Origin of the sequence: Flavobacterium agrisoli (assembly GCF_016522065.1) — a bacterium.
Lineage (GTDB): Bacteria > Bacteroidota > Bacteroidia > Flavobacteriales > Flavobacteriaceae > Flavobacterium > Flavobacterium agrisoli.
The window spans coordinates 113,823-130,201 of the sequence record NZ_JAEHFV010000003.1 but is presented as its reverse complement, the minus strand read 5'-3'; the positions used below and the strand labels follow the sequence as shown (position 1 = coordinate 130,201).

Here is a 16,379-nt window from a genome sequence, read left to right as displayed (position 1 = left end):
AAAAAAAGAGGCTTCTTTCAGCCTCTTTTTTGTTAATTCAAAACAGTTTCTTTTCTTTTTATTTTTCCGTTTTCGGTTTCTTTAAATTTAGTAACAAATCGAATTTCTTTGGGTTTTTCATATTTGTCTAAAATATCAAATATCGTAGGGTCTATTTCTTGTTGCACTCCCTCGATGACTAAAATTAATTTTTCGCCTAAGGTGTTGTCAGGAATTCCAACTACAAAAAATCGGCCGTTAATTTTACCAGATAATTTGCTCTCAATTACTTCCGGAATCAATTTTACACCTCCACTGTTAACTACATTGTCAATTCGACCTAAAAACAAAAATTGGTTTTCGTTGGCAATATCAACTAAATCATTGGTGACAACGGCAGAATCGGTTATACTTGGCGCTTCAATAACCAAACAACCTCTATCATCTTTATGAATTTGAATATGGGGCAAAACCGTAAAATATTTTTCCGAAACCCTGCGGGCAGCCACATGCGTGATGGTTTCGGTCATACCGTAGGTTTCGTAAATTTCGGTTTTAAGATTCTTGGTTTTTTCAATTAATTCGGGACTCATTGCGGCACCTCCTACAATCATTTTTTTGACATTTTTTAAAGCCGAAATAGAATTTTGTACCTGTAACGGAACCATTGCCGCAAAATCATAAACGGTAGTATTTTTATCCAAAGGCTTTGCGCTTGGATTGACAAAATCCAAATCCAAACCCAAAATCAAGCTACGTACAATCATCATTTTTCCGGCTATAAAATCAGCCGACAAACAATGTAAAGCTTTATCTCCAGGTTGTAATCCAAAAAAATCACCCGTTGCCAAAGCAGAGGCAATCATGGCTTGTTTTGGTAATTGAATTTCTTTAGGTGTTCCGGTAGTACCCGAAGTAGTAATATTGACATAACTTTTTTGATCCAGCCAATCCAACAAAAATTCGCCTATTGGTCTTTCAAAGTCATCGCCTTCTTTGATGTAACTGTAAGCCACTCGCGATAAATCGGCGGCATTTAAATGAAAACCATTCAGTTTAAATTTGTTATGTACGTTTTTATTAGTGATAGTTTGTGTTGTAGTCATAGTAGTTCGTGTGTTTATTTATTCAAAAAAAGTTTTCCGGTTAGTTTTTCTTTCCAACTTTTCCAGCCGTATTTTAGGTTAAAGATAGATAACAAAATTGGGTAAATGATTAAAACCGGGACTAAAATATCCCAAATTAGGGAAGGCTCCCCTATTGCTTTTAAAACGGAATGTGTTTGAAATGCCGTCCAAGTTGAAGTAACCAGCAAAGCACCAAATAAATTATTAGCAGCATGAAAACCCAGTGCTAACTCGGTTCCTTCATCCATTAAAGTCAGAATTCCTAAAAACAATCCGGTTCCTATATAATAAATCATGATTACATTTCCGGTTTTGGCCACCTCTGGATTATAAAAATGTAAAGCACCAAAAACCAACGATGTCATCAACAACGGAAACCAACGATTAGGAACCCAATTGGCAAAACCTTGCATCAAATACCCTCTAAAAACCAATTCTTCAGCCGTGGTTGGAATGGGAATAAAAATTACACCAACAACCACTAAAATTAAAAAAGGCTTCCATTCAAAATTGATGATAAAATTAGAAGGCTCCATCCAATAGGATAGAACTAGAAAAAAAGTGGTTAAAAATCCCCAAATTGAAAAAGAAAAAAGGATGCGTTTCCAATCGATTTTTTTCCGACTCGTTATAATTGTAAGTACCGGTTGACGATGCCAATATTTAACAACCAAAAGCGTGGCTACCAACACAAAAACAAATGAAAGCAACATTAAAACCAACATAATATTCGAATCGAATACCTTAAAAAGATCCTCTTGTGTTACTGGGCTAGCCATATCACTGTTCATCGTTTTGTATTGAATGGCAACCAAAAGCGGAATTTGCCCAATTAGCGAGGCTAAAAAAATGATAAAAAGACCTAAAATGTATTTTACAAAATGATTTTCGGGCTTAATGGCTTGTTCTAAAAACATAAATTTTGTGTTTAATTTTAACTCATTCCGAGCAATAAACTGTATTTTTACTTCTCTAAATTACATTTTTTTTAAATAAAGTACCACGCAAAAATTCAAATAAAATGATGCTCACTGTCTATCACAACCCTCGTTGCGGAAAATCAAGGAATTGTTTGGCTTTTTTAGAGGCTAAAAATATCCCTTACGAAACCGTTTTATACTTAACCGACAATCCATCGTATACAGACATTGAAAATTTAATTCAAAAATTAAACATAAAACCCATCGAATTAGTCCGTACGAAAGAGAAAATTTGGATAGAAAATTACAAGAACAAAGCTTTAACCGATTCGCAAATCATTCAGGCCATGACAGATAACCCTATTTTGATTGAAAGACCTATCGTTATCAAAAACAACAAAGCCATTATTGGTAGAGATTTAGAGCAATTGGAGTCTTTTTTGGGTTAAAGTAAAAAAGGTTTAATTAACATTTTTTTGTGAGTTTACCCGTTAAACCTAGCACTACATTTGTGGTCTAAAAGCACAAACATAATAAAGACCACCTAATGAAGAAAAACCACTTAATCCTAACTTTACTTTTTCTTTTAGCGACTGTATTTACTTTCGCACAAGGAGAACCACAAGGAGGAAGAAACGGAAATCCAAACACACAACCCAAGCTAAAAGTGACGGGAACGGTTATCGAAAAAGCAACCAAACAGCCCCTTGGTTATGCCACCATTACGTTGACCAACGTTAAAAATCCTAAAGCCATTTCGGGCGGAATCTCGGACGAAAAAGGTAAATTTAGTGTAGAGACAGCTCCAGGAACTTATGATATAAAAATCGAATTCATTTCTTTTAAAGCGCTTGAAATTAAAGGAAAATCGATTACTGAAAACACCAATTTAGGAGATATTAGTTTATCTGAGGATGCGAATGAATTGAACGAAGTTGTTATTCGTGCCGAAAAATCGACGGTCGAAATCAAATTGGATAAAAAAGTATACAACGTAGGACAAGATATGCTGGTAAAAGGAGGAACTGTAAGCGACGTGCTTGAAAATGTGCCTTCGGTTTCGGTAGATGTAGAAGGAAATGTAAGCTTACGCGGAAATGAAAACGTGCGTATTTTTATTGACGGACGACCTTCAAATGCTTTAAATATGGCCGAAGCTTTGCGTCAAATTCCAGCCGATGCTATTGATAAAGTGGAAGTAATTACCAATCCATCGGCTCGTTACGATGCCGAAGGAGGTGCTGGTATTTTGAACATTATCTTGAAAAAAGGTAAAAACTTAGGTTTTAACGGTTCGGTAATTGCTTCGACTGGAATTCCCGAAACCTATGGTTTGAGTGCCGATTTGAATTACAAAACCAAAAAAATCAATTTTTTCACGAACTCGGGTTACAATTACCGTACAACCGAAGGAACGGGTTTAACCAACTCTACCTATCTAGATAAAGATACTCGTGCCATTACGGGCTATATCAACGAGGATCGTGATACCGAACGCTTGCGCAAAGGCTTTTCCACTAAAACCGGATTCGAATGGACCATTGCCCCAAATACTTACTGGACCAACTCTATTAGTTATCGAGATAATAGCGGAACAAATAAAGATTTGGTTACTTACAATAATTTCGATGCCAATAATATCTTTACTTCAACGCGTTACCGTTTGAGTAATGGCGATGACAATAGTTCTGATTTTGAGTACAACTCGAATTTCTTAAAAAACTTTAACGACGAAGGCCATAAGTTAACAGTCGATTTTTCGGTAACTAGTAATGACGATTTCGAAAATTCAGTTATCACCGATGAAACTATTGGAAGCAGCGATCCCGCCGTTATCAACACAACCTTTAACAACGAATACCAAAAACAAATGCAACTTCAGGCCGATTACGTATTGCCATTAGGCGAAGGCAGTCAGTTTGAAGCGGGTTATAAAGGCAACTACACCAACTTAGACAACCGTTACAATGTAACAACCGATCAAAACGGAAATGCCATTGATGATTTATTGACCAATACTTTAAATTATATAGAACGCATCAATGCGGTGTATGCGCAATATGGTTTTAAAATGAATAAATTTTCGTATTTATTTGGATTGCGTTGGGAAGACACCAATATTGATGTAAACCTTTTGGACACGCAAGATTTTAACAAAAAGAAATACAACAACTTATTTCCAAGTGCCTTCATCAATTATGAATTGTCGGACGAAAGCAGTCTTTCTTTAAGTTACAGCAAACGTTTATCGCGCCCTAGAGGTCGTTTCTTAAACCCAGCAACCAACTATTCGAGTAACATTAACTTGTTTAGAGGTAACCCCGATTTAGATCCTTCTTTTAGTAATAAATTTGACTTGGGTTATTTAAAACGTTGGGATAAACTTACGTTAAGCACTTCTTTTTACTACGAACATACTACCGATGTTTTCTCGTTTGTGCGATTGGAAACAGGCGAGTTTGTAAATGGAACTCCAGTAATTTTAAATACACCAATCAATTTAGCCGAACAAGATCAGTTTGGTTTTGAGTTTAATGTCAATTACAACCCGTTTAAAATATGGAAATTAAATGCTAGTTTCAACTTAGCACAAAGCAATACCACTGGAGAAAATACGTACACCAACACTGCTGGCGAAGTAATTACACAAGATTTAGATAACGATGCTTTTTCATGGTTTTCACGTGTGAATTCGCGTTTAACCCTTCCGTTTAAAATTGATTGGCAAGCTACCGCCATGTATATGGGACCTCGCAATACCGCGCAGGGAAAAAGCTTAGGTCAAATCGGAATTAATACTGCTCTAAGCAAAGACGTTTTAAAAGACAAAGCCACTATTGCTTTTAACATTAGCGACGTTTTCAATTCGCGTAAAATGAAAAACGAAACCTATTTACCAACAGTAGAATCGTATAGCGAATTTCAATGGCGTAAAAGACAATTTAATTTATCGTTTACCTATCGTTTCAACAAGAAAAAAACCGATAGAGATAAAAATGCACCAAGAGAAAATAATGACGATGGTGGTGGTTTCCCTGGATAACCCATCACCAACAAACAAAAAAAAGGACTCGTATAACGGGTCCTTTTTTTATAGCAAAAAATCAAATTAAATTGATTCTCTTTCTGCTTTCTTTTTTGCTCTTTTTTCCTTGTACATTTCCCAAGTAGCACCTCCTACCCAATACGATACGAAGCTTACTAAGAAAAACATCAACCAAAATCCCATAGTAAGGATGGTTAAGAAAAGTAAGAAGCCTAAATACTGTGAAAATTCAAACATGTTTTCCGGAATTTTGAATGTAGCCACAAATGTAAACCGATTTTTTTTTCTTAGCAATAAAATAGCACTCAATTTTTATAAAAATACATTTATCCGTATATTTAAAGTAATTAAAAATACTTTTTTTGATATCAGAAGCTATTTCCTGCTATCCGCTCTATCTTTTATGGCTTAAAGAAAGCCACAAAAGGATTCCGCTGCTATCAGGGCTAGAAATTTGCATTTTATAGAAAGCTTTTTCAAAAAATCCATAAAACAAACAAAAATGAATTACCGAATAGAAAAAGACACCCTAGGCGAAGTACAAGTCCCAGCCGATAAATATTGGGGAGCGCAAACCGAGCGTTCCCGAAATAATTTTAAAATTGGTCCAGCCGCCTCCATGCCCAAAAAAATCATTTACAGTTTTGCCATTCTCAAAAAAGCTGCAGCGTATACCAATCACGAATTAGGCGTTTTACCACTCGAAAAACGAGATGCTATTGCCCAAGTCTGCGATGAAATTTTAACCGGACAACTCGATGATCAATTTCCACTCGTTATTTGGCAAACTGGTTCGGGTACCCAAAGCAATATGAATATAAATGAAGTCATTGCCAACCGAGCACAAGTTCTTAAAGGATTAACTTTGGGCGCAACCGACTCTTTTATTAAAGCCAACGACGACGTCAACAAATCGCAATCCTCTAACGATACTTTTCCCACTGCCATGCACATTGCCGCTTATCAAGCGGTCGCAGAACATACAATTCCGTCGTTACAACATTTACGCGATACCCTGCATCAAAAAGCGGTTGCTTTTCAGGATGTAATCAAAATTGGAAGAACCCATTTAATGGATGCAACTCCCATTACACTCGGCCAAGAATTGTCGGGCTATGTGGCCCAAATCGATTTCGGAATAAAAGCTTTGCAAAACACCTTACCTCATCTTGCCGAAATAGCATTAGGAGGAACTGCTGTAGGAACCGGTTTGAACACGCCAAAAGGATATGCTAAAAAAGTAGCCGAATACATTTCCAAATTTACCGGACATCCTTTTGTCACCGCCAAAAACAAATTTGAAGCCTTAGCCGCTCACGATGCTATTGTGGAATCGCACGGTGCTTTAAAACAAATCGCAGTTTCGTTAAACAAAATAACAAACGATATACGGTTATTAGCCTCGGGCCCACGCTCTGGAATTGGCGAAATTTTCATTCCAGAAAACGAGCCGGGTTCATCTATTATGCCTGGAAAAGTCAACCCAACCCAATGCGAAGCCTTAACGATGGTTTGTGCACAAGTAATCGGAAACGATACTGCCATTACTATTGGCGGTATGCAAGGTCATTTTGAACTAAATGTATTCAAACCTGTAATGGCTGCTAATTTTTTAGAATCGGCTGAGCTTTTGGCCGATGCGTGTTTGTCTTTTGAAGAACATTGCGCTAGCGGCATCGAGCCCAATCCAAAACGAATTGCCGAATTGGTGGCTAATTCTTTAATGCTTGTAACGGCATTAAATACTAAAATTGGGTATTACAAAGCCGCCGAAATAGCGCAAGCCGCACACCAAAACGGGACTACTTTAAAAGAAGAAGCGGTACGTTTGAGTTACGTAACCCCACAAGAATTTGATGAATGGGTAAAACCCGAAGATATGGTTTAAAAAAAGAAGCCTGCGATATTCTCGCAGGCTTCTTTTTTTTGATTATGTCGTTCTTCGTTTTAAAATTTATAAGTAACTCCAACTCTGAAATTACGTGGAGCTTCTGTTTGCCAATAATAAGATTTTAAATAAGAATAATATGAACCGCTGTACAAGTATTCATCCAACAAATTAAAGACATTCGCCGTTACTTTAAATTTATTTGTTTCATAAGATAAACCACCATCCATTTTAAAATAATTAGGTAATTTTTCCAATCCTACACTCCAAGTATCGGTTTGGCGACCTGCTAAATAAGTTCCACCAATCGAAGCACCAAAACCTTTTAATACCCCACCTTGAACGGTGTAATTTAACCAAGCATTAGCTGTATGTTTCGAAAAACCTGGAACAGTACTCCCTACAATAATATAATCGACATTCGATTCGGTTACTTTAGATTCGGTGAAAGCATAATTGGCAATTAAATTCAATCCATCAACAATTTTTCCTCTTAAATCCACTTCGATACCTTCTGCTTTTTTCTCACCCAAAACCACACTGTAATTTTGATTGGGCGAATTATTTGGATCTGAGGTTAATTCATTTTGTTTTAAAATACTATAAGCCGAAAGCGTGGTGCTCCAAGTTCCATTAAACCAGTCTTTTTTAATTCCAATTTCTCTATTGGTACCCGTTAATGGTTTTACGCTTTCGCCATTTTTAATAGCACCTGTTTGGGGTATAAAAGCTTGATCGTACAAACCATAAACGGCAAAAGAAGGCATAATAGAATAACTCAAACCAACACGAGGTGTAAAATGACTATCTGAAGCGGGATCGCTGTAATAGTTTGTTTGCTCAATCCATGTAAAACGTCCGGCAAGTGTCAAACGCAATTTATTATCTAAAAACCCGATTTCATCTTGCACATAGCCAGCGGCATATTGCGAGCCGTAAATACCTCTCGCACGTTGGCTTAATGGAGTGGTTTCATCAAAATTAGGCAGTCCGTTCGCAGGTGTACCATAATAAGGGTTTAAAACATTAAAAGGGTTATCAAGAGTATCCAAATCATGAGATTGATTCCAATCGGCCATATAATCTTTGCTTCCTAAATCAATTCCTCCTAAAAATTTATGCGAAACCGATCCGGTATTAAATTTTCCGTTTAAGAAAATCTGTCCCAAATACATATTACTTTCGGCATCCCAAATGCCAACATTACGAATAATTTCGCCCGAAGATAATACTTCGGTATCCACTTCATTATCGTTGTTCGTATCCACGCTAACCGGACCAACTGCCGATGGCCATGAGCTATAACCGTCTTGTAAGTATTTAAAATAACTGGTTTGTGCAGTCAATTTCCAATTACTATCAAAATTATGTTCAAACATCAAATACCCACTGTGATCACTAATTTTGGTATCGGGTAATCCAGGCTGCGTCATCGTAAAATCAACAGGCATCGTAGCGTACCCATCATTGGTTGGACCAAAAACGTAGTACGAACCAACTTCGGTCATGTTGGCAAACTGACCGTTGTATTCTAACGTTATTTTAGATTTATCATTTAATTGATAAGACAAAACAGGTGCAATTACATAACGATCGTTGTGTTCGAAATGACGGTGCGAGCCTTTGTTTTGAGCCATCGCATTCACACGATACAACAGTTTTCCTTTTTTATCCAATTTTCCATCTAAATCCACACTGGCTCTGTAAAAATCAAAGCTTCCTCCCATTAAACTCACCTCGCCTTTGCTAATTCCGGTTGGTTTTTTCGTCACTACATTATACAAACCGCTTGGGTCTCCACTCGAAAGCATAAAGCCAGCTGGTCCTTTTACAAATTCAATATGATCTACAAAACTCATGTCCTCGGTTAAAGGTCCCCAAAAAGAAGAAACCACATTAAAACCATTTCTAAAAGCCTGAATTTGAGAGCCACGCATGGTAATATTGGTATATAAATCGCCCCAGTGTTCCAATCGTACTGCACCACTCACATTACGAATTACGCCATCGCTCATACTGGTAATTTGCTGGTCTTTTAATGTTTGGGCACTTACTATTTGAATGTTTTGTGGAATTTCCAAAACGGGTGTATTCAAACGCAAAGACACCGAAGGTTTGTCTTGTTTGTATTTGTTTTTGGAAATAACCACTTCATTCAATTCTTGTTGGTTAGCAGACAAAGTGAATGATTTGGTAAGTGTTTGACCTGCTTTAATAGAAATACTTTCGGTAATATTTTTGATTCCCATACCCTGCACGACCAAGGTATAATTGCCAGGCGCAACATTTTTTATTTCGTATTGTCCTGATGCATTGGTAAAAGTCGAATATCGAGTGCCTTTAAGTGCAATGGCAACACTTTCTGCCGGAGCGTTATCACTCGATAAGATTTTTCCATTTATTTTACCCGTTCCCTGCCCTAAAACAGTTAACGATATAAATAAAGAAAGGACTAAAAAGACCTTTTGAAGGTTAAAAACTAATTTCATTTTTGGTTGGGTTTTAAATTCTGTGCAAAAGTAAGTGGTGGTTTTCATACGTGCAAATTATTTTTAATTATTCTAAATAAATAAAAGAATAAATTAAAAAATCGGGTTTCTATTTGACTATTAATTCTAAAATTAGCTACCTTGTTGACCCTATTTTTCACAAGGCATTAACCGAAAAAAAAGGGCACTTCAACTTAAAACAACATGAGTATTAAAATTTTACATACTTCCGACTGGCATTTGGGTAAACAATTATTAAAAACAGATTTACATGCCGATATGGATTTATTTTTTGATTGGTTACGGGAAACCCTCGTTTCCGAAAAAGTAGATATCCTGCTAATGTCGGGCGATTTGTTTGATCAGGCCAATCCTTCGCAACCCGCTTTAACACAATACTATCAGTTTTTAAAATCGCTTTTACCGCTGCAATGCAAAGTAATTATTACTGGAGGCAATCACGATAGTACCGCTGTTTTAAATGCGCCAAAAGCCCTTTTGAGCGTGCTCGATGTACATGTTATAGGTGGAGCGCCCGAAGAACTTTCGGATGCTTTTATCACTTTTGAAAAAGATAATCAAAAAGTGGTTGTTGCGGCCATTCCGTATTTACGAGATAAAGACATTCGCGAAACCATAGCAGGCGAATCCTATGACGATAAAATCATGCAAATTAAAAAAGGAATGGAATCCTATTTTGAGCAAGTGAACCAGCATTACCTGGAAAATCATCCGAATGTTCCGTTGATCATTATGGGACATTTATTTGCTCAAAATGCCGAAACCAGTGAGAGCGAAAGAGAAATTCAAATTGGGAATCAAGCCGGAATTGAAAGCCGAATTTTCGGTACTCATGCAGCTTATGTGGCGTTGGGACATATTCACAAACCGCAACAAATTGGCAACCAAAACACACGATACAGCGGCTCCCCTATTCCGCTTAGTTTTAGTGAACGCGAAGATAAAAAACAAGTAATACTTATAGAAGTAGCGAATAATGAACTTCAAATAGAAACAAAAGAAATTCCGAGTTTCCGAAAACTAATTACCCTTGCGGGAACATTGGAAGCAGTTCAAAAAAAATTAAGTGACTACCAAAGTCAAACCCCGTTAACCGATTTAATCGAAATTCAAATTGAAGAAGAAAACGAAAGCGTGGTTTTAATTAATGCTTTAGAAGAATTGTTAAGTCAAGAAAACCACGCCGATTACCAAATCGTTAAAGGAAAAATATCCTTTACAAACAGTTTGCAAAACACAGGTTCGTTATTGCGAAATGGAGAAGAAATAACCGATTTTAAGCCCATCGAAATGTTTGAAAAAAGACTCGAACAAGACACGGCTTTAACCAATAAAACCGAATTATTAGCGGCTTTTAAAACCCTTTTAACGGCTTTAGACGAATCGGAAAATTAAAAACGAAAGACATGAAAATCAATACCATTACGCTTAAAAACATTCACTCCCTAAAAGGCGAACATACGATAAATTTTACCGAAGGTATTTTAGCCGATGCCGGACTTTTTGTTATAACAGGACCTACAGGTTCTGGAAAATCAACTCTTTTAGACGCGATAACACTGGCTTTATACAACCGTATTCCTCGAATTGACAAAAGCATTACCGAAACCATTATTGAAGAAGAAGGCGTGGTGTTAACCAAAAATACGTCCGATTGTTTTGTAGAAGTGGAATACCGCGTAAGCGGCGTTCGTTATCGTTCTAATTGGTCCATCAAACGCACACGAACCGGCACTTTGTCCAAACGAATGCACGAATTGTTTGATGTAACGAACGATGTAATGATTTCCTCTAGTAATTCAGAAGTTCCAAAAGAAAACCAACGCATTATTGGCTTAAATTACGAACAATTCATACAATCTATTTTACTGGCTCAAGGTCAATTTTCTAAATTATTATTAGCCAAAAAAGACGAACGAAATGCCCTTTTAGAAGAGATTACAGGCACCAAGATTTACCGAAATATTGGAAAAAAAACCTATGAACGATTTAAAATTGCCGAAAGAGCGGTGCAAGATCAGAAAACTAGAATGGGCGAAATTGAATTGTTGGAAGAGGCTGCCGTAATCGAAATTGAAACCACAATTGCAAAATTACAACCGGAACTGGAACAAAAAAACAACCTAAAACGGATTGTAGACGAAAAAGAACAAATAAAAAAAAACATACTCAAATTACAAACCGATAGTAAAATATTATTTGCAGAAAGAGAACAATTAGATGGCGAAAAAAGTCATTTTGAAGCCGTTAAAACCCGTTTAAAAAAACACGATGAATTTGTAATTTTCAAAGAGCAAATTGCCAATTTTCGAATCTTAGAGAAAAACTTTGAGCTAAATGTAAAGCAAAGCATTTCTAAAAAAACACAACTTTCTACGTATGAAAACGATCTAAAAGCCACACTAGAAACCGTTTCTACTTTTATTCAAAAAGAAATAAACCAAACCCATTTTGCCGAGGAAATGGAACTTTTTCAACAAAAAGTCAACCTCTTAATTGAAAAAGAAAAGGAAATCATCAACGATGGAAAAAACGAAAGTGAACAAATTAATTTACGATTACAAACTCTTCAGCGCAATGGAATTTCTCTTTTAAAAAACGACTCTCTTTCGGAACAAATTGTTGAAAAAATCGAAGCAATTAAAGTCCAAAGTGAAAAACTCGGTTTGTATACTGCCGAGGAAATTCAACTTAAAAAAACAACTCTAAACCTTCAAAAAAGTGAAGCTTCGAATTTAATCGTGCATCGCCAATTATGGGATAGTCAATCACGCAATTTTAAAAATTCCGAAACTAAAATTACCCAACAGCAGCAAAATGTAGCAGCCAATCGTTTGCAAATAACGGCTAATGAAAAAAAATTGCAGCAATTGGAGCCCGAAATTACGGTCATTAAACAAAAATGGGAAACGTCTCGAACAATAAAAAGTTTAGAAGCATATCGTGCCGAATTACAAGACAATGAACCTTGCCCGCTTTGTGGTGCTTTAAATCATCCATATCAAGCAGAGCCGCAGCATTTGGTAGTGGATTTACTCGAAGAAAAACTTGAAAATTTACAACACGAATTCAAACAAATTGAGAGACAAAACACCGAACTCAAAGCCACAAACGAAACGATTAATTCATTACTTGAAAAAGAAATTTTAGAGTTACAACAGCTAAAAAATGAAATTAACGAAGTTGAAAATAAAATTGTAGAAAAGTGCGAATCGTTACAATGGAACAAGCTCGAAACTATTGAAAATTGGGAAAACAAGTTGAAAGAAATTGAAACTGAGTTGGAGCAAATTAACCAATTGGAACGTTTTATGGTGGCACAACCCGAATTGGAAGGTTTGAAAAACAACTTGATAAAAAGAGAAAATTTACTTCAAAAACACCGAGAAGTTGCCGAGGAACGCAAGCAGTATTATAACGGAAACGACCTTAACAAAGACTGCAATTTGTTTGCGGTTCAAATAAAGAAAATAGAGACCAATATTGAGCAGGAAGTCAAAGATGTATCACAATTGCTTGAAGAACAAAAAAGTCTTTCTGAGCAATTAAAAAACCAAGAAGCCGCTTTAAAAGCTATTTTGGAACCTTTAAACACGAACATTTTAGAAGTGGAAGCCTTATTGATTCCAGAAGTTGAGGCTAATTCTATTCGAAATCAACTGAACGAAATGGACCAAAAAGAAACTACTTTACAAACGAAAGAAAAATTCGTTCAAGAGGAATTAAAAAAGTTCGAAGCAAGCGATGATTCTACTTTAAATTTGGAAGAAGTCACACAGCAACAAGCCTTGCTTTTCAAAGAAATTGAAGAAATAAAAAAATCCATTTGGGAAAACCAAAACAAATTAAAACACAACCAAAACAACCTAACAAAACAAAAACTAGCGTTAGAGCAATTGGAATTACTCAATAAAGACTATCATTTATGGTTGCAAATGAACACTTTAATTGGAGATGCAACGGGTAAAAAATTCTCAAATTTTGTGCAAGATTTAACCTTAAAACAACTCATTGCTTTTGGAAACAAACGTTTAGAAGGTTTTTCGGATCGTTACCTAATGGCGGTAGATGCCAATGCCGATAATTTAAAGATAATTGACACGTATATGGGCAATACGCAACGCGCCGTTTCGTCGTTGTCGGGTGGTGAAACGTTTAAGCTGAGTTTGGCTCTCGCTTTTGGTTTAGCCGATTTAGCAGCCAAAAATGTCAACATCGAATCGTTATTTATCGATGAAGGTTTTGGAACACTCGACCCCGAATCGTTGGATCAGGCCATTTCCTTGCTCGAAAACATGCAGCACAGCAGCAATAAATCCATCGGAATTATTTCGCATGTAGGCGAACTCAAAGAACGCATTGGCGCCAAAATAAAACTCATCCGTACCAGTGCCGGTTTTAGTAAAGTGGAAATTGAATAAAGAAATTTTTGTTTAAAAAGCTGTTTAAACGTTCCGGCGCTTGGCGAGGTTGGGGAATAAAGATGCGAGATTTTTCGGTTAAACAGAAATTTTCCAAGTACAAAACCATTTTTAAATTCAGCCTAAAACCCCAATATCGCCAAACGCTGTTATGCCTTGTTTTTCTTTTTCTCCTCAATTATTTTTTCCACTAAATCTCGGAACGTTTTCACTTCTCCGATAAGTAATTCTTGCCTTTCAGGTTCAAAAATGTTAATTGATTTCCAAAATCCTTTTGTTCTTGTTTTAGCTCTTATTTTCGTTTCAATTTTTTCTATTGGTCTTGTCCCTGTCAAAGTAATTTCTTCCAAAACTGGTGAAAAATATTTATCCATATATTCAACCAAACTTGAAGAAGGTTTGAGTTCCGAAACATCAACACCTTTTTGTTTTAAGTTTCTTTTTATCGTCAAAAATACACCTGCTTTAATACAAGGTTGTCCAAATAGTTTCTTTGGTTCATAATCGTCTTTTATTGCGTGATTGGAAATTAGTTTACAAATACCAATTAGTTTTCTGCTTTTTGCGGGTTCTAAATTTTCAAACCATTCTTTTTCGCTTACGTCAATTCGGAATTCTTGATTAAGAAATTCACCTAATTTCTTCCATTCTAATAAGTCGTTAGCCCATCTCCATTCCCTTATTGTCATTTCGGCTGTTATTTCTGCCCACGGGTCTGCTTCGCAGTCAAGCGGACTACAAAGTCTATGTTGTTCTTTGAAAATTTCAAGAACTTCTTCTGTCGAATATTTTTCTGTATTCTCTTTCATTTCAAAATAAGGCATAACTACGGATTAACCGCAACTTTATACGTAGGATCTTCGAGTATGTTGATTTCGATAATTCCTTCGGCATTTTTTAAAAGTTGTCGGCAATCGGCACTTAAATGACGTAAATGCACGGTTTTATTTTCTTTGGCATAACGCGCCGTAATTTTATGAACGGCATCGATTGCACTCATGTCCGAAATTTTACTTTCGGCAAAATCGATGATGATTTCATTCGGATCATTAGCCACATCAAACTTTTCCATGAAAGCTGTAGTAGAAGCAAAAAACAACGGACCGTACAACTCATAATGTTTTACTCCTTTATCATCCACATATTTTTTGGCACGAATCCGTTTGGCACTTTCCCAAGCAAAAACCAAAGCCGAAATTATAACGCCAATTAAAACGGCCAAAGCCAAATTGTGTAATAAAATGGTAATTAGGGCAACTAAAATCCCCACAAAAATATCGTGTTTGGGCATTTTATTGATAATGCTAAAGCTAATCCACTCAAAGGTTCCAATAGCCACCATAATCATAACGCCTACCAAAGCTGCCATTGGCAATCGCTCGATAACAGGCGCACCTATCAAAATAATCAACAAAATAGTAAGTGCAGCCACAATACCCGATAAACGAGCTCGTGAACCGGCGGATAAATTAACCAATGTTTGGGCAATCATGGGGCAACCTCCCATCCCGAAGAAAAAACCATTTAAAATATTTGCGCTTCCTTGTGCAATACATTCGCGGTTGCTGTTGCCTTTCGTTTTCGTGATTTCGTCAACCAAATTTAAGGTTAGCAAACCCTCGGTTAAACCCACCGAAGCCATAATTAAAGCATAGGGAAAAATAAGTTGAAAGGTTTCCCAAGTCAATTCGATTTGAGGAATATGAAAAGGAGGCAAACCACCACTTACCGAGGCAATATCGGCCACTGTTTTGGTTTCGATACCAAAGCCTAAAACCACTCCAAACACAATTAAAATGGCTACCAACGAAGCCGGAATTGCCTTGGTTATTTTCGGAAAAAGCAATACAATTCCAACTGTTAAAGCGACTAATCCAAGCATGGTGTACAGCGGATTTCCACTTAGCCACATACTTTCGCCATTTACTATAGTTTTAAATTGTTCGAGTTGCGACATAAAAATAACGATTGCCAAACCGTTTACAAACCCAAACATAACGGGTTGTGGCACCAACCGAATAAATTTACCCCATTTAAAAACGCCAACCAAGATTTGAATAACGCCCGCCAATGCTACCGCCGCAAAAACATATTCTAATCCGTGCGATTTCATCAAGGCTATTAAAACTATAACTGTTGCCCCTGCTCCACCCGAAACCAAACCCGGACGTCCTCCAAAAATAGCCGTTACCAATCCCATAATAAAGGCCGCATACAGGCCAACAAGTGGTGGAAAACCAGCCAAAATAGCAAAAGACAAGGATTCGGGAATCATCGTCATGGCTACGGTTAAGCCAGCTAAAATTTCGACTTTGTAATTTACTTTTTGCGAAAAATCAAAGAGTTTTATAAACGCCATTTTTTGGGATTTCTAGGTTATTATTTGTTCCGAATACGCTTTTCATTGAAAAATTGGACAGGTTTTCCGGAATCACATTTTGGCAAAAGTAACTATTTAGAATCCGTTAGACAACTTCCAATTCCATTC

Annotated in this window: 11 protein-coding genes; 5 read left to right on the top strand and 6 right to left on the bottom strand. The window is 36.6% G+C overall.

Annotated features, from left to right (window positions below; genetic code table 11):
• Window positions 1-32: 32 nt before the first annotated feature.
• Both I5M07_RS08840 and I5M07_RS08835 read right to left on the bottom strand, forming a co-directional pair.
• Window positions 33-1,085, bottom strand: a complete 1,053-nt coding sequence (locus tag I5M07_RS08840) for an AMP-binding protein (RefSeq protein ID WP_200105963.1) — start codon at window positions 1,083-1,085, stop codon at window positions 33-35.
• Window positions 1,086-1,099: 14 nt separating this feature from the next.
• On the bottom strand, window positions 1,100-2,023 hold the full coding sequence (locus I5M07_RS08835; RefSeq protein WP_200105961.1) for a CPBP family intramembrane glutamic endopeptidase: 924 nt from the start codon (window positions 2,021-2,023) through the stop codon (window positions 1,100-1,102).
• 104 nt (window positions 2,024-2,127) lie between these two features.
• Here I5M07_RS08835 and arsC point away from each other — a divergent pair, with 104 nt between their 5' ends.
• Window positions 2,128-2,475, top strand: coding sequence for an arsenate reductase (glutaredoxin) (gene arsC / locus I5M07_RS08830; RefSeq protein WP_317191318.1), 348 nt, complete (start codon window positions 2,128-2,130; stop codon window positions 2,473-2,475).
• Window positions 2,476-2,573: 98 nt separating this feature from the next.
• Complete coding sequence (locus I5M07_RS08825; protein ID WP_200105959.1) at window positions 2,574-5,069, top strand: outer membrane beta-barrel family protein; 2,496 nt, start codon at window positions 2,574-2,576, stop codon at window positions 5,067-5,069.
• A gap of 66 nt (window positions 5,070-5,135) precedes the next feature.
• Here the strand turns inward: I5M07_RS08825 and I5M07_RS08820 are convergent, their stop codons facing one another.
• Window positions 5,136-5,309, bottom strand: a complete 174-nt coding sequence (locus I5M07_RS08820; protein ID WP_200105951.1) for a hypothetical protein — start codon at window positions 5,307-5,309, stop codon at window positions 5,136-5,138.
• A gap of 265 nt (window positions 5,310-5,574) precedes the next feature.
• Here I5M07_RS08820 and fumC point away from each other — a divergent pair, with 265 nt between their 5' ends.
• Window positions 5,575-6,960 (top strand): class II fumarate hydratase, encoded by a 1,386-nt coding sequence (gene fumC / locus I5M07_RS08815; protein WP_200105949.1) that lies wholly within the window; start codon window positions 5,575-5,577, stop codon window positions 6,958-6,960.
• A gap of 59 nt (window positions 6,961-7,019) precedes the next feature.
• On the opposite strand, the gene I5M07_RS08810 is transcribed toward fumC, so the two are convergent.
• Window positions 7,020-9,449: a TonB-dependent receptor gene (locus tag I5M07_RS08810; protein ID WP_200105947.1), complete on the bottom strand. Its 2,430-nt coding sequence runs from the start codon at window positions 9,447-9,449 to the stop codon at window positions 7,020-7,022.
• Between the two features lie 204 nt (window positions 9,450-9,653).
• Here I5M07_RS08810 and sbcD point away from each other — a divergent pair, with 204 nt between their 5' ends.
• Both sbcD and I5M07_RS08800 read left to right on the top strand, forming a co-directional pair.
• Window positions 9,654-10,865 carry an exonuclease subunit SbcD gene (gene sbcD, locus I5M07_RS08805; RefSeq protein WP_200105945.1) on the top strand — a complete coding sequence of 404 codons (1,212 nt, stop codon included), beginning with the start codon at window positions 9,654-9,656 and terminating at the stop codon, window positions 10,863-10,865.
• An 11-nt stretch (window positions 10,866-10,876) separates the two neighbouring features.
• Window positions 10,877-13,891: an SbcC/MukB-like Walker B domain-containing protein gene (locus I5M07_RS08800; RefSeq protein WP_200105943.1), complete on the top strand. Its 3,015-nt coding sequence runs from the start codon at window positions 10,877-10,879 to the stop codon at window positions 13,889-13,891.
• Window positions 13,892-14,040: 149 nt separating this feature from the next.
• Here the strand turns inward: I5M07_RS08800 and I5M07_RS08795 are convergent, their stop codons facing one another.
• Together I5M07_RS08795 and I5M07_RS08790 are read right to left on the bottom strand one after the other, a co-directional pair.
• Window positions 14,041-14,715, bottom strand: a complete 675-nt coding sequence (locus tag I5M07_RS08795; RefSeq protein WP_200105941.1) for a hypothetical protein — start codon at window positions 14,713-14,715, stop codon at window positions 14,041-14,043.
• A gap of 2 nt (window positions 14,716-14,717) precedes the next feature.
• Entirely contained in the window at window positions 14,718-16,250 is a 1,533-nt protein-coding gene (locus tag I5M07_RS08790) for a SulP family inorganic anion transporter (protein ID WP_200105933.1), read from the bottom strand.
• Window positions 16,251-16,379 lie beyond the last annotated feature (129 nt).